General features: G+C 51.4%; 18 protein-coding genes and 1 CRISPR repeat array. All 18 genes read left to right on the top strand.

Annotated features, from left to right (window positions below; all coding sequences use genetic code 11):
* Positions 1-43: 43 nt before the first annotated feature.
* Positions 44-1,147, top strand: coding sequence for an AAA family ATPase (locus I2H39_RS13630; protein WP_138311233.1), 1,104 nt, complete (start codon positions 44-46; stop codon positions 1,145-1,147).
* Positions 1,148-3,499 carry a DUF5682 family protein gene (locus I2H39_RS13625; RefSeq protein WP_195626716.1) on the top strand — a complete coding sequence of 784 codons (2,352 nt, stop codon included), beginning with the start codon at positions 1,148-1,150 and terminating at the stop codon, positions 3,497-3,499.
* A gap of 14 nt (positions 3,500-3,513) precedes the next feature.
* Positions 3,514-4,725: a VWA domain-containing protein gene (locus I2H39_RS13620; RefSeq protein ID WP_138311235.1), complete on the top strand. Its 1,212-nt coding sequence runs from the start codon at positions 3,514-3,516 to the stop codon at positions 4,723-4,725.
* Between the two features lie 133 nt (positions 4,726-4,858).
* Positions 4,859-5,242, top strand: coding sequence for an Asp23/Gls24 family envelope stress response protein (locus I2H39_RS13615; RefSeq protein WP_138311236.1), 384 nt, complete (start codon positions 4,859-4,861; stop codon positions 5,240-5,242).
* Positions 5,243-5,461: 219 nt separating this feature from the next.
* Positions 5,462-6,115 carry a transcription antitermination factor NusB gene (gene nusB / locus I2H39_RS13610; protein WP_195626715.1) on the top strand — a complete coding sequence of 218 codons (654 nt, stop codon included), beginning with the start codon at positions 5,462-5,464 and terminating at the stop codon, positions 6,113-6,115.
* Positions 6,116-6,124: 9 nt separating this feature from the next.
* Entirely contained in the window at positions 6,125-7,411 is a 1,287-nt protein-coding gene (gene xseA / locus I2H39_RS13605; protein WP_195626714.1) for an exodeoxyribonuclease VII large subunit, read from the top strand.
* A 3-nt stretch (positions 7,412-7,414) separates the two neighbouring features.
* Positions 7,415-7,651 (top strand): exodeoxyribonuclease VII small subunit, encoded by a 237-nt coding sequence (gene xseB, locus I2H39_RS13600; protein WP_138311239.1) that lies wholly within the window; start codon positions 7,415-7,417, stop codon positions 7,649-7,651.
* Positions 7,641-8,552, top strand: coding sequence for a polyprenyl synthetase family protein (locus tag I2H39_RS13595; protein WP_195626713.1), 912 nt, complete (start codon positions 7,641-7,643; stop codon positions 8,550-8,552). Before xseB ends, I2H39_RS13595 begins: the two co-directional genes overlap by 11 nt.
* A 19-nt stretch (positions 8,553-8,571) precedes the next feature.
* Positions 8,572-10,491, top strand: coding sequence for a 1-deoxy-D-xylulose-5-phosphate synthase (gene dxs, locus I2H39_RS13590; protein WP_138311241.1), 1,920 nt, complete (start codon positions 8,572-8,574; stop codon positions 10,489-10,491).
* Between the two features lie 138 nt (positions 10,492-10,629).
* Positions 10,630-11,478: a TlyA family RNA methyltransferase gene (locus I2H39_RS13585; RefSeq protein ID WP_195626712.1), complete on the top strand. Its 849-nt coding sequence runs from the start codon at positions 10,630-10,632 to the stop codon at positions 11,476-11,478.
* A 61-nt stretch (positions 11,479-11,539) separates the two neighbouring features.
* The gene (locus I2H39_RS13580; protein ID WP_138311243.1) at positions 11,540-12,382 is read left to right on the top strand and encodes an NAD(+)/NADH kinase; all 843 of its coding nucleotides are present in this window, start codon (positions 11,540-11,542) and stop codon (positions 12,380-12,382) included.
* Between the two features lie 53 nt (positions 12,383-12,435).
* Positions 12,436-12,888: an arginine repressor gene (gene argR, locus I2H39_RS13575; RefSeq protein ID WP_002569663.1), complete on the top strand. Its 453-nt coding sequence runs from the start codon at positions 12,436-12,438 to the stop codon at positions 12,886-12,888.
* Positions 12,889-12,905: 17 nt separating this feature from the next.
* On the top strand, positions 12,906-14,564 hold the full coding sequence (recN, locus tag I2H39_RS13570; protein ID WP_138311244.1) for a DNA repair protein RecN: 1,659 nt from the start codon (positions 12,906-12,908) through the stop codon (positions 14,562-14,564).
* 150 nt (positions 14,565-14,714) lie between these two features.
* Positions 14,715-15,992 (top strand): SpoIVB peptidase, encoded by a 1,278-nt coding sequence (gene spoIVB / locus I2H39_RS13565; protein WP_195626711.1) that lies wholly within the window; start codon positions 14,715-14,717, stop codon positions 15,990-15,992.
* 230 nt (positions 15,993-16,222) lie between these two features.
* Positions 16,223-16,615, top strand: coding sequence for a CRISPR-associated endonuclease Cas3'' (locus tag I2H39_RS13560; protein ID WP_195626710.1), 393 nt, complete (start codon positions 16,223-16,225; stop codon positions 16,613-16,615).
* Positions 16,616-16,686: 71 nt separating this feature from the next.
* The gene (locus I2H39_RS13555) at positions 16,687-17,487 is read left to right on the top strand and encodes a Fic family protein (protein WP_195626709.1); all 801 of its coding nucleotides are present in this window, start codon (positions 16,687-16,689) and stop codon (positions 17,485-17,487) included.
* Between the two features lie 27 nt (positions 17,488-17,514).
* A complete protein-coding gene (locus tag I2H39_RS13550) occupies positions 17,515-17,631 on the top strand; it encodes a SpoIVB peptidase S55 domain-containing protein (RefSeq protein WP_195626708.1) in 117 nt (38 codons plus the stop codon).
* Positions 17,632-17,905: 274 nt separating this feature from the next.
* Positions 17,906-18,342: direct repeats of the CRISPR family, unit length 33 nt; unit sequence GTCAGCTTCTGCGAAGAAGCTGTGGATTGAAAT.
* Between the two features lie 659 nt (positions 18,343-19,001).
* A complete protein-coding gene (spo0A, locus tag I2H39_RS13545) occupies positions 19,002-19,820 on the top strand; it encodes a sporulation transcription factor Spo0A (protein ID WP_002584719.1) in 819 nt (272 codons plus the stop codon).
* The last annotated feature ends 25 nt before the right edge of the window (positions 19,821-19,845 follow it).

Genomic DNA, 19,845 nt, shown 5'->3' with positions numbered 1-19,845 from the left:
GCCATGTGTTTTTGGGAAAATAAAGTGAGACTTGGAGGATATCATGGGAAAAACAACAGGAAAAGAAGAGAATGTGCAGCGTCTGCCTGCGGAACAGCTTTACCAGGAGGAGATTGACGCGCTGATTGCAGCGGAGCAGAACCCGGTTCCTGCGGGCTGGAGAATGAGTCCGCGTTCCGTACTCACCTATATAACGGGAGGAAACGCGGGCGGAAAAGAAATTACTCCCAAATATATTGGAAACCGCAGGCTGGTGGAAATCGCCATTGCCACCCTGGTGACAGACAGGGCCCTGCTCCTGATTGGAGAGCCGGGAACTGCAAAGTCCTGGCTCTCCGAGCACCTGACGGCCGCCATCAACGGGGATTCCACCAAGGTGGTGCAGGGAACGGCAGGCACCACGGAGGAACATATACGCTATTCCTGGAATTATGCAATGCTCATAGCCCAGGGCCCTTCCAGGGAGGCCATGATTAAAAGCCCGGTATACCGGGCCATGGAGACAGGCAGCATTGCCCGCTTTGAGGAGATATCCAGGTGTGCCAGCGAGGTCCAGGACGCCCTGATTTCCATTTTATCGGAGAAACGCATCTCCATACCTGAGCTGGCCTTTGAACTGCCTGCCCGGAAAGGCTTTTCCGTCATTGCCACAGCCAATACAAGGGACAAGGGAGTCAACGAGATGTCCGCTGCCCTGAAGCGGAGGTTCAACATTGTCATCCTGCCGCCGCCGCCGGATATTTCCACTGAGATGGAAATTGTGCAGTCAAGGGTGGAGCAGCTGGCCGGAAGCCTGGAGCTGGGGGCCAGGATTCCCCATGCCGAGGTGGTGGAAAAGGTGTGCACCATTTTCAGGGAGCTGCGGGGCGGTATGACACTGGACGGCAGGCAGAAGGTAAAGCCGTCCTCAGGCGTGCTGTCCACCGCCGAGGCTATTTCACTTCTGGCAGGCAGCATGGCCCTGGCAGGCAGCTTTGGAAACGGGGAAATAACGGATTACGACCTGGCGGCGGCTTTGCAGGGCGCTGTGGTCAAGGATGAGGATAAGGACGGACTGGCGTGGAAGGAATACCTGGAAAATGTCATGAAGAAACGCGGGAGCCGGTGGCTTGGACTTTATAAAGAGTGTAAGGAGTTGAACCAATAGATGGGACATCCATATTGTTTTGGTATCCGCCACCTGTCGCCGGCCGGCGCATATCATCTGAGAAGCTTTCTGGATGAAAAGCAGCCGGACCTGATTCTGGTGGAAGGTCCTTCCGATTTTAACGGTCTGATGGATGACATGGTGAGGGAAGAGACAAAGCCGCCCTTTGCGGTTATGGCCTTTACAAAAGACCCGCCGGTGCGCACAATACTGTATCCCTTTGCAGAGTACTCCCCGGAATATCAGGCCATTGTCTGGGCCAGGGAGCACGGGGCGGAGTGCCGGTTCATGGACCTGCCCTCGGATGTATTTCTGGGAATCCAGCGGACCAGGGAGGAAGAATTTAATAAGAAATTTGAGCCGGACCAAAATGAGCAGCCGGCCCAGGATGAACAGCCGTGCCAAAATGAGCAGCCGGTCCAGGATGCGCAGCGCACCCCGCCGGGTTCTGCTTCCGAGCATGTGTACCGGCTTTTGGACCGGTTCAGCGGGGAGGACAGTCATGAGACTTTCTGGGAACGGGTTATGGAGCACTCCGAAAATCATGATGCATACCGGGACGGAGCGGAAACCTTTGGGCGGCAGCTGCGGGAGCTGACAGCGGGCAGCGACAGCGACTGGCCTGAGACACTGGTCCGGGAAGCATATATGAGAAGGAAGATGGAGGATGCTGTAAAGGAAGGATTCCGGGCAGAACGAATCGTGGCAGTGACAGGCGCTTATCATGTGGCAGGTCTGACCGGAGAGGAACCATCCATGACAGATAAGGAGATGGGCCTGCTGCCATCGGTGCCCTGCAATGTCACGCTGATGCCCTATTCCTATTACCGCCTGTCCTCCCGTTCCGGCTATGGGGCGGGCAATGAGGCGCCTGCCTACTACGGAATGCTCTGGCAGGCACTGCAGGAAGGCGGCAGGGATATGGGGACTTACCCTTATCTCACAGCCATATCCGCTTACCAGAGGCAGCATGGTTTTCCTGTGTCCTCCGCTGAGGTGATTGAGGCTGTGGAGCTGGCGCGCTCCCTGGCGAATCTGCACGGGTACAGGGTGCCCTCCCTGCGGGATTTGCGGGACGCCGCAGTAACTGCCATGGGGCACGGCAGTTTGTCGGAACTGGCGCTGGCCGTGGCGGATACGGAGATTGGCGCGGCTGTGGGGGAGCTTCCGCAGGGCGTCAGCCGGACCTGCCTGCAGGATGATTTTTACAGGCAGCTCAGGGAACTGAAACTGGAAAAATATAAGTCGGAGACAGCGTTCACACTGTCCCTGGATTTACGGGAAAAACTGAGTGTGAAATCAGAGGCAGCTGCCTACAGAGAGCTGCACCAGTCATTTTTCCTGCACCGCCTGCGGGTGCTGGGAGTCCATTTTGCAGTCCTGAGAAAGGAACGGCAGGAAACCGCCACCTGGGCTGAGAGCTGGGATATCCGGTGGACTCCGGAAGTGGAAATAGAGCTGGTGGAGGCTGCCCTGAAAGGTGATACAGTGGCTGCCGCAGCATCCTTTGTCATGAAGGAGCAGGCCATGCAGGCGGAGCAGATTGGAGAGGCGGCTGGTATCATTGAGGCCGCATGCTGCTGCGGGATACCGGAGATGGTCACCTATGCCACGGATATCCTGCAGGGACTGTCGGTGGAGGCAGCTGGCTTTCTGGAGCTGGCAAAGACAGCGGAGAGTATTTCCACGGTTGTGCGGTTCGGGAATATACGGCATCTGGACAGCGCTCCCCTTCTGCCTGTCCTGAATCAGATGTTCCTACGGGCCTGCCTGGTGTTCCTCAATTCCTGCGGCTGCGACAGCCAGGCGGAAAAGGGTGTTATGGAAGCCATTGAACGGGTCAACAGTCTGTGTCTTCACCATGATTTCCTGGATGAGGAGCGGTTTATCCGTCTGCTGGCGGAGGCTGCATCCAGGGATGACCTGAACACAGGCATATCCGGTTTTGCTGCCGCTGTGTTACTGGAACGGGGACGGATGGAGGAAGAGGAATTAAGCCGTGAGGTCCACCGCCGCCTCTCGAAAGGAATTCCGGCGGAACTGGGAGCCGGATGGTTTGCAGGACTGTCAAAGAAGAACCGGTATGCGCTCATTGCCAGGCTGGATTTGTGGCGGGAGCTGAGCGCCTATATGGATACGCTGGATGACGGGGAGTTTAAACGGGCCTTGGTGTTCCTGCGGCGGGCTTTTGCTGATTTCAGTTCCAGGGAAAAGCTGGATGTGGCTGAGAACCTGGGCGAGATATGGCAGGTGAACACGGCCCAGGCGGGAGAGGTGCTGAACGGACCGTTAAAGGACGGGGAAATGGAGCTGCTGGACAGTCTGGAGGGGTTTGATTTTGACGATATATAGGATGGGTGAAAAATATGGAGCTTGAAACCAGAATGAAACGATGGCGCCTGATACTGGGTGAGGAAAGCAGTCCCCAGTTTGAAAAAATGGGCGGTGGGGAGCTGACAGGTGAGCAGCTTTTAATGGACCAGGCCCTTGCGTCCATCTATAATCAGACGGACTCCGGTGGATTTGGAAACGGGACAGGAAAAAACGCGCCGGGAGGCAGGGGAGCCGGAAAGGGTCCGTCCGCCCCGGTGCTGTCCAGGTGGCTGGGGGATGTCAGGTCCCTGTTTGACAAGGAACTGGTAACCATCATCCAGTCCGATGCAATGGAACGGTGCGGTCTAAAACAGCTGCTGTTTGAACCTGAGCTGCTGGAGAATCTGGAGCCGGATATGAACCTGGCTTCCATGATGCTGGCTTTAAAAGACCAGATACCGGTGCGGTCCAAGGACCAGGTGAGGCTGTTCATTGCCAGAATCGTGGAGGAAATCAATAAGCTGCTGGCTGACGATATCCGCAGGGCAGTGACGGCCGCCGTGGACAGGAGGCGGCATTCTCCCATACCATCGGCAGCTGCCCTGGATTATAAGGCTACTATACGCAGAAATCTAAAGAACTATAATCCCGAGCTAAAGAGGCTGGTGCCGGAGCATTTTTATTTTTATGACAGGACCACGTCCAATGCGGCCAATAAATATACGGTTATTCTGGATGTGGACCAGAGCGGCTCCATGGGGGAATCGGTTATCTATTCCTCTGTCATCAGCTGTATCCTGGCCAGCATTGCATCGGTGAAGACCAGAATCGTGGCCTTTGATACAAAGGTTACGGACCTGACGGAGAAATGTGAGGACCCCGTGGACCTGCTGTTCGGGTTCCAGCTGGGCGGCGGTACGGACATTGAGAAATCCGTGGCCTATTGCCAGCAGTTCATGGAAAATCCGGGAAAGACACTGTTTTTTCTCGTCAGCGACCTGATGGAAGGCGGAAACCGGGCCGGACTTCTCAGGCGTATCCTGGAAATGAAGGAATCCGGGGTAACCGTGGTCTGTCTTCTGGCCATTGCGGACGGCGGAAAGCCTTACTACGACGAGCAGATTGCGGGCAGGATTGCATCTATGGATGTGCCCTGCTTTGCCTGCAATCCCCAGAAAATGCCGGAGCTTTTGGAACGGGCCCTTAAGGGACAGGACCTGAACGCATTCCAGAAGGAACTGTCACGGACAGCCAATGCATTCTGACCGGGCTTTCAGCCGGTTAAAGGCTCTGTCAGAGCTGGTATCATTGAGAAAGGGCGTTAAAATTAATCCTATACATATCCTCCCGGATTTGTTATAATACTAATAATTAAGTCTTGACAGGAGGTAAGTTGTGATGTCTGAGGAAAATCGCAGTACCCATAAATTATACGAAAAAGAAAAGATAGGCGAAGTACAGATTGCAGACGAGGTAGTGGCCATTATTGCAGGTCTGGCTGCCACAGAGGTGGAGGGCGTGGATTCCATGGCCGGAAACATCACCAATGAGCTGGTGGGCAAGCTGGGCATGAAGAACCTGAGCAAGGGAGTCAAGGTGGATGTGACCGAGGAGCATGTGTCGGTAGACCTGTCCCTTAATATCCGCTACGGATACAACATCCCGGCCGTAAGCGAGCAGGTTCAGGAAAAGGTAAGCACGGCCATTGAGAACATGACAGGGCTGACCGTGCTGGACGTGAATGTAAAGATTGCCGGAGTCAATATGGATGAAGGCAGATAAAACCATGGTTTAATATAATATCTGTAAACACTCCCCGGAGCGTTGCCTGGGGAGTGTTTTATACATTTTTTATTGTTTTTATGCACTGGGTTTGCTATAATATCTAGAGCAGCTTCATCCCCGGGTTATTTAGGACACGCCCTGACAAGGGAGGAAGCGGACATCACGAAGAAAGGAAAATGTACGGAAAGCCGTTGCTTTTTGGTACAAGCAGAGAAAATGACCAGAAGAGAATTGCGGGAGCATTGTTTTAAGATGCTGTTCTCGGCTGACTTCTACCCGACACAGGAAGAGGCCATAGCCCAGCTGGGCCAGTATTTCCAGTCCCCGGAAGAAGACGATGTAGATGAGTCGGGTATTCTTCAGGTATTGCATAAAGTAGAATTAAAAGAGGCGGACAGTGAATATCTTCAGGCAAGAACAGCAAACATAATGGAGAAGATTCCTGAGATAGATGAGAAGCTGAACCAGGCGGCTGCCGGTTGGAAGACCAAGCGTATGGGAAAGGTGGAACTGACCATCCTGCGCCTGGCCCTGTATGAGATGATTTACGATGACGCCATTCCTGAGAAGGTATCCATCAACGAGGCAGTGGAGCTGGCTAAAAAGTTCGGCGGAAATGATTCACCGTCCTTTGTAAACGGAATATTGGCTAAGTTTGTAAGCAAGGGAACCAAGGCGGCCGGGGAGAACAGGGCGGCGGAGGAAACCCAGGACCTCCAGGCGTCCCAGGATGTCCAGGCATCCCAGGACACCAAAGCGTCCCAGACATCCCAGGACACCAAGGCGCCCCAGACATCCCAGGACACCAAGGCGCCCCAGGACTCCAAAGCGTCCCAGGGCCCCGCGGATAATAAGGAAAGCGAAGCGTAGGCAGGACGTATGGCAAGTGTTTACACCGTATCTCAGGTAACTGCATATATCAGGAACATGTTTACACAGGACTTTGCCCTGAACCGGATTTCCATCCGGGGAGAGGTGTCCAACTGTAAGTACCACACATCCGGCCATATCTATTTTACATTGAAGGACGGCGGCGCACAGATTGCCGCCGTCATGTTTGCAGGACAGAGGAAAGGGCTGGACTTTGAGCTTCAGGAAGGCCAGGAGGTCACGGTGTCAGGCACCGTGGATGTGTACGAGAGGGACGGAAGATACCAGCTTTATGCAAAGGAAATTACCAGGGAAGGAAAGGGCGACCTGTTCCGCCGGTTTGAAAAGCTGCGGAATGAACTGGAGGAGATGGGAATGTTCGACAGCTGCTACAAGCAGCCCATTCCCAGGTATGCCAGAAAGGTGGGAATCGTCACGGCCGGCACAGGAGCTGCCATCCGCGATATCATGAATATTTCCGCCAGAAGGAACCCTTATGTCCAGCTCATACTATACCCGGCCCTGGTCCAGGGGGAGCAGGCAAAGTACAGTATTGCAAAGGGCATTGAAACGCTGGACCGGATGGGGCTGGATGTCCTGATAGTGGGGAGAGGCGGAGGCTCCATTGAGGACCTCTGGGCATTTAATGAAGAAATGGTGGCCAGGGCCATCTTCAACTGCACCACCCCGATTATCTCAGCCGTAGGGCATGAGACAGACGTGACCATAGCGGATTATGTGGCGGATTTAAGGGCGCCTACGCCGTCAGCGGCAGCAGAGCTGGCCGTGTTTGATTACAGCCAGTTTACGGAGCAGGTGAATCTGTACAGGCAGGTGCTGGAACGCTCCATGGAGCGCAGGCTTGAAAAGGTGCATTTCCGGCTGGACCAGTGCGGTATGCGTTTGAAACTTCTAAGCCCGCAGCGCCAGCTCAATGACAGGCGCCAGCGTCTGGCGGATATGGAGAGCCGTCTGGGGCGGATGATGGAGGAACAGCTGGGAGATGCCCGGCTCACGCTGGAGGACAGGAAACGGCGTCTTGAGGCGCGGATGGCTGCCGGACTTACAGAGGGAAAGCACAGGCTGGCACTGCTGTCCGGAAGGCTGGACGGATTGTCGCCTCTTAAAAAGTTAGGGGGCGGGTATGGCTTTGTGACAGATGCAAAAGGCAGGGCATTCACCTCCATTGCACAGGCAGCGACAGGCGATACCATACGCATAAGCGTGAAGGACGGACGTGTGGACGCCCTGGTCACGAACACAGAATCCATGAAATTACCGGGAAGTGAGGGATAGAGGATGCCGCGTAAGAAGACGGATACACAGGAAAAGGAAGAGAATAAAGCCAGCATTGAGGAGAATTTCGCCCAGCTGGAAGATATTATAAAGAAACTGGAAGCCGGGGACAGTACGCTGGAGGAATCATTCACCTGCTATGAAGCGGGGATGAAGCTGGTGAAATCCCTGAGCGGTCAGATAGACAACGTAGAAAAACAGATTCTAATATTGAGTGAGGGTGACGAAAATGAGCGATAAGGAAACATTTAAACAGGAACTTGATGCGCGTACAGCAGAAATTGAGCAGTTAATTGGAACTTATCTTCCGGAGGAAACAGGCCATCAGAAGACAATTTTCGAGGCCATGAACTACAGCATGAAGGCAGGCGGAAAACGCCTCCGCCCCATGCTCATGCAGGAGATGTGCCGGCTTTTTACAGGCACCCTTTTGGAATCCGTGATACCCTTTATGGCGGCAGTGGAGATGATACACACATCCTCCCTGGTGCACGACGACCTTCCCTGTATGGATGATGACATGATGCGCCGGGGCAAGGCCAGCACATGGGCTGAGTTCGGCGAGGACATCGGTGTGCTTACCGGGGATGCGCTTATGATGTATTCCTTTGAGACAGCTGCCAATGCCTTTGAGACAAGCATTGACCCGGACGAACTGTCCAGGATTGGACGGGCCGTGGGCATTCTTGCCCGCAAGACCGGGGTTTACGGCATGATAGGAGGCCAGACCGTGGATGTGGAGCTGGCCGGAGGTCCTATACCCGAGAACAAGCTGGATTTCATCTACCGTCTGAAGACAGGAGCGCTTATTGAGGCTTCTATGCTGATTGGCGCTGTTCTGGGCGGAGCTGCCGAGGAGGACTGCAAGATAGTGGAATCCCTTGCAGCCAAAATCGGAATGGCATTCCAGATTCAGGACGATATCCTGGATGTGACGGGAAGCCAGGATGTGACCGGCAAACCTTCAGGAAGCGATGAAAAGAATAAGAAGACCACCTATGTAACCCTGGCAGGCCTGGAGAAGGCCAAGAAGGATGTGGAGCAGATTTCTGCGGAAGCCATCGAGGAGCTGAACAAGCTGCCGGGAAACAATGACTTCCTGGAGCAGTTAATCCGCTCATTGGTGGGCCGTCAGAAGTAAGACTGGAGATACCGTTATTATGATACTGGAACAAATTAGTGGGCCGGAGGAGCTGAAAGCCCTCCCGCCCGAGGATTTAAAGATACTGGCCCAGGAGATACGGACCTTCCTGATTGAAAAAATCAGCCATACCGGAGGACATCTGGCCTCCAATCTGGGCGTGGTGGAACTGACCATCGCCCTTTTTAAGACCTTAAACCTTCCTGAGGACAAGGTTATCTGGGATGTGGGGCACCAGTCCTATACCCATAAGATATTAAGCGGGCGCATGGCTGAATTTGATGAGCTCCGTCAGTACGGCGGTCTCAGCGGATTTCCCAAGCGCAAGGAGAGTCCTTATGATTCCTTTGATACAGGCCACAGCTCCACCTCCATATCCGCAGGACTGGGCATTGCCCTTGGACGGGATATCAGGGGTGAGAACTACCGCGTGGTGTCTGTGATTGGAGACGGGGCCCTTACCGGAGGCATGGCCTATGAGGCCCTGAACAATGCCGCCCGGATGAAGAAGAACTTTATCATTGTGCTGAATGACAATAAGATGTCCATTTCGGAAAATGTAGGGGGCATGTCCCGCTACTTAAACGGCCTGCGTACAGGCAGCGGCTACAACGACCTGAAAAAGAGCGTGGCAGATGCCCTGGACCGGATTCCGGTGGTGGGCACTGCCATGATAGACAAAATCAAACGCACCAAAAACAGTATAAAGCAGCTGTTTATACCAGGCATGCTGTTTGAAAATATGGGAATCACCTATCTGGGACCAGTGGACGGCCATAATATCCAGGCCCTCTGCAAGGTGCTGAGGGAGGCCCAGAAGCTGGACCACGCAGTCCTGGTTCATGTGATGACAAAAAAGGGAAAGGGATACCGCCCGGCAGAGAAGAATCCGTCCTATTTTCATGGGGTGGGACCCTTTGACGTGGAAACGGGCAAATCCCTGTCAGCCCAGAAGAATCCATCCTATACGGATGTGTTCTCCAGAAAGCTATGCCAGCTGGGGGAGGAGCATCCGGATTTGGTGGCGGTCACGGCCGCCATGCCTGACGGTACGGGGCTGGCTGCCTTTGGAAAGAAATACCCGGACCGCTTTTTTGATGTGGGAATCGCGGAAGCCCATGCAGTCACATCCGCAGCCGGTATGGCAGCAGCCGGACTCAGGCCGGTGGTGGCGGTCTATTCCTCCTTCCTTCAGAGGGCCTATGACCAGGTCCTCCACGATGTCTGTATCCAGAACCTGCCGGTGCTCTTTGCAGTGGACCGGGCAGGGCTTGTGGGAAGCGACGGGGAGACCCATCAGGGAATCTTTGATTATTCCTTCCTGACCTCCATACCCAATATGAGCGTCATGGCCCCCAAGAACCTGTGGGAGCTGCGGGCCATGCTGGACTTTGCCATGGATTACAACAGTCCACTGGCTATCCGTTATCCGAGAGGCGAGGCATACCGCGGACTGAAGGAGTTTAGGCAGCCTGTTTCGTATGGTGCGGGTGAAATGCTTTACGAGGAAGGGGACATTGCTCTCCTTGCAGTGGGAAGCATGGTCAGCACGGGGGAGCATGTACGGGAGAAGCTGAAAGCAGAAGGATACAGATGCAGCCTTGCCAACGGCAGGTTTGTGAAGCCCTTTGACAGGAAAATGGTTTCACGTCTGGCTGAGAGGCACCGTCTGATTGTCACCATGGAGGAAAATGTGCTCCAGGGCGGATACGGCCTGGCTGTCACTGCGTTTATACATGAAAACTATCCGGATGTAAAGGTACTTAATATTGCCATTCCTGACGCATATGTGGAGCACGGCAATGTATCCATATTAAGAGAAGGCCTGGGAATCGACAGCGATTCCATTATACGGACCATGAAGGCCAGCGGCTATATAGGGCCGGCCGCACAGGAATCCCCGGAAGTCTGCCCGGTTCCGGACAAAAACCAAGCTTGAACATATGTATCCGGGCGGATAGCTGCCGGACAATGTACGGCGGAAAAGCCTTGACAGGTATCAGATAACACAGGCGGCATTGCCCCCTTAAGCCGGAAGGCAGCAGGGAGATGCCGTTCCGGCATAAGGAGAACAGTAATGAAGAAAGAACGGTTGGACGTGCTTATGGTCCAGAGAAACCTGGCGGAGTCCAGAGAAAAGGCAAAGGCCCTGATTATGTCAGGGATAGTCTATGTCAATGGGCAGAAGGAAGATAAGGCAGGCACGTCCTTTGAGGAGACAGTACAGATTGAGGTTAGGGGAAGCACCCTTAAATATGTCAGCCGCGGAGGGCTTAAGCTGGAAAAGGCCATGAGCCATTTCGGCGTAGAGCTGGCCGGCAAGGTATGTATGGACGTAGGCGCTTCCACCGGCGGATTTACGGACTGTATGCTCCAGAACGGCGCGGTGAAGGTGTATGCCGTGGACGTGGGCCATGGACAGCTTGCCTGGAAGCTGCGCAATGACGACCGGGTTATCTGCATGGAGAAGACCAATATACGGTACGTGACCCCGGAGGATATTGGGGACCGCATTGAGTTTGCCAGTATTGATGTTTCTTTTATATCCCTGACCAAAGTGCTGGGACCGGTAAAACAGCTTCTGACCCAGAACGGCCAGGTGGTGTGCCTGATAAAGCCCCAGTTTGAGGCAGGACGGGAAAAAGTGGGAAAAAAGGGCGTTGTCAGGGAAAAGAGCGTTCATCTTGAAGTCATAGAGATGGTTATGGGGTATGCCAGAACCATTGGCTTTGGCATACTGGGCCTGGAATTCTCACCCATAAAGGGGCCTGAGGGAAACATCGAATATCTTCTGTACCTCCAGAATTGTCCGCAGGAAGAGGCGGGGCAGGAGGAAAACAGGCAGGAAGTAACCAGGCAGGAAGCAGCCAGGCAGGAAGTATCGGCCCGGGCCATAGTGGAGCAGGCCCATGGCTGTCTGGATTAAACAGCCCACGGCCTGCACAAATGGATAAATAACGTATAAAAACGTCAGGAGCCCCATAACCATGAAACATTTTTATATTATTGCCAATCTTGACAAAGAATATGTACAGGAAGCCCAGGTATTCATCAAAGGGTACCTGGAGGCAAAGGGAGCAGAGTGCCTTCTGCACCACACACCTGAGAGAACCAGGGGGGGAGCCCATATTGACGGGGCCCAGGTGCCGGAGGATACGGAGTGTGTCATAACAATCGGGGGAGACGGCACCCTTATACAGGCGGCCAGGGATTTGGCAGGCCGTAATATCCCCATGCTGGGGGTGAACCGGGGCCATCTGGGTTATCTGAATCAGGTGAGCCGGCAGGAGGACATTGCACCGGTGCTGGAGTCCCTGCTGAATGAGCGCTACCAGCTGGAACGGCGGATGATGATACAGGGAACTGCATGGCGGGAGGAAGAGGCCATTTTAAAGGATATTGCCCTCAATGAGATAGCGGTTACCAGAAAGGACCCTCTGAAGGTGCTCCGCTACAGTGTCTATGTAAATGACGAGTATCTCAATGAATACGCAGCAGACGGTGTCCTGGTGGCCACGCCTACAGGGTCCACGGCCTACAATCTTTCAGCAGGAGGACCGGTGATAGCGCCGGGGGCCAGGATGATGGTGCTGACGCCCATCTGTTCCCATTCCCTCAATGCCAGGAGTATTGTGCTGGCTCCGGAGGACCGGGTCCGGATTAAGGTCCTTAACAGCGGCCAGGTCGTATCCTTTGACGGGGATACGTCCATGGAGTTAAAGGCAGGAGACTGCATTGATATCCAATGTTCCGGGCTGCAGACAGTGATGCTCAAGCTAAAGCAGATATCATTCATGCAGAACCTCAGCAACCATCTGGGAGGATTATAGCCAACCCATGGTCCGCAGGCCATTATAAATCAACAAGGAGGGGAGCGTCTCACATGAAAGTAGAGCGCCACAGCAAGATTGTCGAACTAATTGGAAAATATGAGATAGAGACACAGGAGGAGCTGGCAGAGAGATTGAATGAGGCTGGGTTTAATGTGACCCAGGCAACCGTCTCCCGGGACATCCGTGAGCTGAAGCTGACCAAGATGCAGTCGGAGAGCGGCAGACAGCGCTACATGGTTCTGGAAAGCCCCAGAGGGACATCTGCCATTAAATATATCCGTATCCTTAAGGACGGATACATGTCCATGGACATGGCCCAGAATATCCTGGTAATCAAGACCGTATCCGGCATGGCCATGGCTGTGGCTGCTGCCCTGGACGCCATCCAGTTTCACGAAATCGTGGGCTGCATTGCTGGCGATGATACCATCATGTGTGCCATACGCAGTGTGGACGACACCATCATTGTCATGGAAAAAATCAAGAAAATGGTGGAAGACTAACGGAAAAGGGGTGTAATATGTTACTGGAGCTGCATGTAAAGAACCTGGCCCTTATTGAGAAAGCGGATGTGGAATTCGGCGAGGGCCTCAATATCCTTACCGGTGAAACCGGAGCCGGAAAATCCATCATCATCGGTTCCGTAACCATGGCCCTGGGCGGCAAAGCGTCCAAAGGCAGCATACGCCCCGGGGCAGACTACGCCTATATTGAGCTGGTATTTTCCGTCACAGGGGAAGAGAAGCGGAAGGCTCTCAGGGAGCTGGAGGTGGAACCCACAGAGGACGGACTGGTAATCATATCCAGGAAGCTGACCCCTGCCAGGAGCATCAGCCGTATTAACGATGAGACAGTGACCATGGCCAGACTGAGCCAGATTACAGGACTGCTGCTGGATATACACGGGCAGCATGAGCACCAGTCCCTGCTGTACAAATCCAAGCATCTTGAAATTCTGGACGCCTATGTCAAGGCCGCGACCCAGCCTGTAAAACAGACAATTGCAGACAGGTACCGTATATACCGTTCCCTTGAAGAAAAGCTGGGAGGGTTTAATTTGGATGCTGAGAGCCGTATCCGCGAAGCTGACTTCCTGCGGTTCGAGATAGAGGAGATAGAGGCATCAGCCCTGAAGGAAGGGGAGGAGGAGGAACTCACCTCCCTCTACCGCCGTTATTCCCATTCCAGGCGTATTGCAGAATGTCTGGGGGCTGCCTACGGGGCAGTGGAGGGAGAATGGCTTTCAAGGGCCTTAAAAGAGGTGGAGCAGGCCGCTGAGTACGATGACACCCTGGGCGGCATCCGGGACCAGCTCTATGACGCGGATTCCATACTGAGGGATGCAGGAAGGGAAATGTCTGCCTACCTGGATTCCATGGAAATGGACGAGGAAACATTCAGAAAGACCGAGGAACGCCTGGACCTGATACATAACCTTCAGGCAAAATACGGGGCAACAGTGGAGATTATCCGCCAAAAGCTGGAACAAAAAAAGAAAAAGCTGGAAGAACTGGAAGATTATGACGCCCACAGAAAGCGCATGGAGCAGGAATTAGAGGCATGCAGGAATGGATTGGAGAAACTCTGCGCACAATTAACAGGGATACGTAAAAAGGCATCCAGGGAGCTTGTAAAGAAAATCAAGCAGGGTCTGGAGGACCTGAATTTCCTGGATGTGGAATTTGACATGGAATTTGAAAAACTGGGTCACTTTACCTCGTCCGGATGGGACGAAGTCCAATTCCTTATTTCCACCAATCCCGGGCAGCCCATGCGTCCTCTGAAGGATGTAGCGTCCGGAGGCGAGCTTTCCAGAATCATGCTGGCCATTAAGACCGTGCTGGCGGATTCCGACGACATCCCGACCCTGATTTTCGATGAGATAGACACCGGCATCAGCGGGCGTACCGCCCAGAAGGTATCGGAGAAACTAATGCTCATAGCAAAGAACCACCAGGTTATCTGCATCACCCACCTGCCGCAGATAGCGGCTATGGCGGATTCACATTTTGAAATTGCAAAATCTGCCAGCCAGGGCAGGACCATAACCACCATCCGCCTGCTGGACAGAAGGGCTTCCATAGAAGAGCTGGCCAGGCTCTTGGGCGGCGCCAGGATTACAGAGGCCGTACTTAAAAACGCAGGTGAAATGAAGGAATTGGCAGACAGAACAAAATAAAACAGATTGAAATCCTAAGGATGGATAATACTAAGAAAGAGGCAGCGAACATTGCTTCTTTCTTTTTTTGTTATGGTCCATCCGCAGCAGATGCACCATGGCTTTGTATTGACCCATTTTAAATGAATGACTATATAAGGAGGCAGGGCGATGAAGGGGAAATCAATCTTTTACCGGTGGCTGGGACGCATCTTCTGGCTGTCCGTTGTGGCTGTTACGGGATATACGTGGTATTACATGGACCAGGCAGTGCCGGACCGGGTGAGCATTATAGAAAATGAAGAGGAGGAATTTTCCTTCGGCCTGCCTTTGAAGGCAACCATATCCAGCGGCAGCCAGGAAGTGGCCCTGGCAAATGAAAGCAACATACCGGCGGACCAGATTACTATAAGCGGCAGGGACCGTTTTTCCATGTTTGGGGGAGAAAAGGGAAGTTATCAGGTAGGTCTTAAGCTGTTTGGGGTGATAAAATTAAAGGACATACAGGTGGACGTGGTGGACACCAGATATGCCATTCCCTGCGGCTCCCCCATAGGAATCTATCTGAAATCAGACGGCGTCATGGTCATCGGTACAGGACGTATAACGGGAAGCGACGGTATGGAGGTGGAACCTGCCTACGGTATACTGAAATCAGGAGACTATATAGAGGCATTTAACGGAAAGCCCATGAACACAAAGGAGGACCTGATACGCGCTGTCAGCGAGTCAGGCGGACAGGACTGTGTGCTCCAGGTGCGCAGGGAAGGCGAGGACGTGGATGTGAGCCTGAAGCCGGTCCAGGGCGCTGACGGACAGTACAAGCTGGGAGCATGGGTCAGGGACGATACCCAGGGTATCGGTACCATTACTTATGTGGATATGAACGGCAGATTCGGCGCCCTGGGCCATGGAATCAGCGACAGCGATACAGGAGACTTGGTGGAATCCTCTGACGGCGCCCTTTATTCCACTGAAATCATGGGAATTGAAAAAGGCTCCATGGGCAAGCCGGGACTGCTGTCCGGCGTGATTTACTACGGCCCCCAGTCCCATATGGGGGATATTGAAAAGAACACAAATGAAGGCATATTCGGCACCGTCAACCAGCAATTCAAAAAGCAGATAGTGGGAGAGCCTCTGGAAATCGCCTGCCGCCAGGATGTGAAGCAGGGACCGGCCTATATCCGAAGCAATATTTCCGGCGAATTAAAGGATTATGCCATTGAAATTCAAAAGGTGGATTATAATTCCAGCCATAAGAACAAAAGCATGGTCATCAAGGTGACTGACCCGGAGCTGCTGGAGCTGACAGGCGGGATTGTGCAGGGGATGAGCGGCAGTCCGATTATACAGGATGGGAAGCTGGCCGGGGCGGTGACCCATGTGTTTGTGCAGGATGCAAGCCGGGGGTATGGGATATTGATTGAGAATATGTTGGAGCAATGAGGGTGAGGAGCAGACGGAAGACGAGGGCGCAGCTGGGAGTCAGCTCACAGTTGCGCCCTCGTCTGTAGTATGCTATGCTGCGAAGGCCACACAACCGCTGGTGTGCGGAGCGTGTCAACGGTTGTGGCCTGGACGGAGTAGCGGGGCGCGATAGGAGCTTACTAATAGATACTGCTTGTTGTAAGAATGTGGATATGTTATTATAGAGATGTTAGAGTGCGGGAGGTAAGATGAACGAGCAGATTAATTTTTCGCCATTAGTTGAGGACGAAAAAGAAGCCTTTAAACAGAAATTATTTACTACAGAATTGTGGGATACAGCATTGGCTCGCCGGAATCAGCTTTTAAAAGTACATTCGACTAATGTCTCAAAACTGGCTCGCAAATTTGCAGGAAAATTCGGCATGGAAGCTCTCTTGGATGTGGCAGGATATTTACACGATTATGGTAAAGCCACACTGGAATGGCAGGAATATTTGAAGAAGCTGTTGCACGAGAATGTAGCAATCGTTCCTCACAGTATTCATGGTGCAAAATATGGTTTTGCTAAAGCTAATTCATACCATTATATCGCTGAATTACTCGGAAACGTTATTATATACCTACTGCTCTCGATGGGCTAAAGATAGAAGAACTTGATGGTCAATAGACATATGGTTCAGGACTAAAACGTATTTTGATTGATGGAGAATATATGAATATTAACTCGATTTTAAATAAAAGCTTTCATGAATTAACACCGGATGACTGCGTTGCGATAAATAATTATCTGTTGGACAGGATGTTAATCGAATTACAGAAAAAGGATCGAAGCGGTATCTATGGAATTACCCAGAGAGAATTTGCCTATAATTCAAATCGCATCGAAGGCAGCCGGCTGTCAAGAGAACAGACGGCGTCATTATTTAATACCGGAACAATTATGTCCGATGGAGAGATTTACCGGGCCAAGGATATTGAAGAAACCAATGGACATTTTCTTATGTTTAATCTGGCCTTAAAAACAATCAACGAGGTATTATCGGAACCCCTTATTAAACAATTCCATGCGGCGCTTAAGCAGGGAGTATTTGAGGACCGGGCCAATGGTTATCCGATTGGGGAGTATAAAAACAGACAGAATGTGGTGTGGGATATTGAAACAGTTAAGCCGAATCAGGTTCATGAGAAGATGTGTGAACTGTTGGGAATCTATCTTAACAGCGAAAAATCTCTAATCGATATTACTAAACTTCATGCCGAATATGAAAAAATACACCCTTTTCAGGATGGAAATGGACGCACAGGCAGAATGATTCTATTCCGGGAGTGTTTGAAAAATGGGATTATTCCATTTGTGATTTGTGATGAGAATAAAAATCAATATACACATCTTCTAAATGCTGCGCAGAAAACAGAAGATTTTGCGGCATTGGCAGGTTATTTTGAGGAGGAGGCGTGTAAGTATTACGAAATACTTCAAGAATTTTTGAGAGTATATGAAAATAAAGATTAAAATTGTTATCCCTTACTTGACTCACTCGTGAGCGGTAGTCCAATTATACAAGATGGGAAGCTGGCCGGGGTGGTGACACATGTGTTTGTACAGGATGCAAGCCGGGGGGATGGGATTTTGATTGAGAATATGTTGGAGTATTGAGGGTGAAGGAATAAGCACAAAATGGCTGTGATTCAACCAAAATCAAAACTAGAGTAGATGAGGAAAGGCTTTCGGAAGATTACGAATTATCCTTCATCATATAAGTGCGAATGCCAAGTGAACAGGAAAACTTGGGGGGATTCGTACCCCTTTTAAGGGACTTTGAGTAAAAAAAATCAAAGGAGATGCAAGCAAATGTAGAATTATGAGATAAAATTGTACAATATGTATACAATGTGACTGATGTGAAATGGAAAGATTGGATATGTTTGCTGTCAGCTTCTGCGAAGAAGCTGTGGATTGAAATTATTGGGTCCATGACCGAAAATAAATCCCCGCACACGTCAGCTTCTGCGAAGAAGCTGTGGATTGAAATCCCTGGCGGACAACGTAAGAAGTACAACCGGTACGTCAGCTTCTGCGAAGAAGCTGTGGATTGAAATAAAAGCGCTTTGGGATAACACGGACCAGCTGGCAGTCAGCTTCTGCGAAGAAGCTGTGGATTGAAATAGACGAGGACAAGACCACGCTGGCGGCCTGGATTGTCAGCTTCTGCGAAGAAGCTGTGGATTGAAATGTAAGAATCCGTCCTACGGCTACGGCAGTCCAATGTCAGCTTCTGCGAAGAAGCTGTGAACTGAAATGGTTGTTGCCATAGGTTTCCACAATCTGGTGCATGTCAGCTTCTTCGAAAAAGCAGCAAATTAAACACCAGAACCGCAACCATGACACGCCCATGCATGCCACCTCCTTCAAAGAATCCATAGAACAAAGCAATCATTTCCCATATCATCCGATAATGATTGGCTCGTACGAGGCATCTGCTGATGCCTCCCATACCAATCAAATGACCATGAGCATGTCGTCATACATCGCTCCGCACTCTTTCCCATGTCATTCTTCCGCCCTCAATCACTCCCCCTCGTCAAAATTCGACAAATCCCGTCGCTCCCCCTCCCGAAAATCTGCCAAAGTTTTAAATATCAGGAGGAAAAACAGTGATGTTTGCGTTCTATAATCGTGCCTGTGAGAATATAATGAAATGAAACATCAACGTGCTGAAATTACAAAAATGGTGTCGAATTAAAGTAAAATAAAGTAAAAAAACCAATTATTTGTTACAGAAATGTTAATCGTCACAATTAATAATTGCAAAATGACACCAAAAATGATACAATTTAATCTCGACGCGTGTCTAAAATTGCGACCACGAACCGTTGATATATGGTAAGGGGACCATATATAATAAATTTCGCCAGGAGTTATATTGACGAAGGAGATGGATTTGATGTAGAGGTGGTCGAATAGCAGCTACCGATTTTTTGACAGGTAGTTCAGCACAGGCAAACAATTTTAGGAGGTAAAAGGAAGTGGAAAAGCTGAATGTTGCGATTGTCGATGACAATCCGCTAATTCTGAATACGCTGGATGAACTGATTAACGCAGAGGACGGATTATCTGTAATTGGAAAGGCAGACAATGGTGCTGATGCCATTAACATGATTGTTGACACTACGCCGGACATTGTTCTGCTGGATTTGGTAATGCCGAAAATTGACGGTATATCCGTGGTGGAAAAAGTGAAAAGCGAGCATACTTTCCTGAAAAATCCTGCATTTATTATACTTAGTGCAGTAGGTGGTGAACAGATGACAGAAGATGCCTTTAAGGCGGGAGCTAATTACTATCTGATGAAACCCTTCGACAAGGAAATCCTGGTAAACAAGATTCGTCATATCGGTAAACTGCCTGATAAACAACCGGCAGGAAAAGTATTAACGGCTCCGTTTGAGCCAGGGGAAGAATCCCATATCACCAGGGAGGAGTACATGAAGGAGCATCTGGAAACGGACATCACAAAGATGCTTCACGAGCTGGGCATACCTGCCCACATCAAAGGATATCAGTATCTCAGAGACGCCATCGCCATGTCGGTGGAAGACCAGGAAATGATGAGCAGCGTGACGAAAATCCTCTATCCGGCCATTGCCAAACGCAATCAGACCACGGCCAGCCGGGTGGAACGAGCCATACGTCATGCCATCGAGGTGGCCTGGGGCAGAGGCAAGATGGAAACCATCGATGAAGTTTTCGGTTATACAATCAGTACCGGAAAGGGTAAGCCTACCAATTCTGAATTCATTGCGCTGATATCGGATAAAATACTCTTGGAATACAAAAAAATTTAAGACAAATTCATCAGAAAGAACTTCC

Source organism: Clostridium sp. 1001283B150225_161107_B6 (genome assembly GCF_015556325.1).
Classification (GTDB): domain Bacteria; phylum Bacillota; class Clostridia; order Lachnospirales; family Lachnospiraceae; genus Enterocloster.
This window is presented reverse-complemented; position numbering and strand designations above follow the sequence as displayed.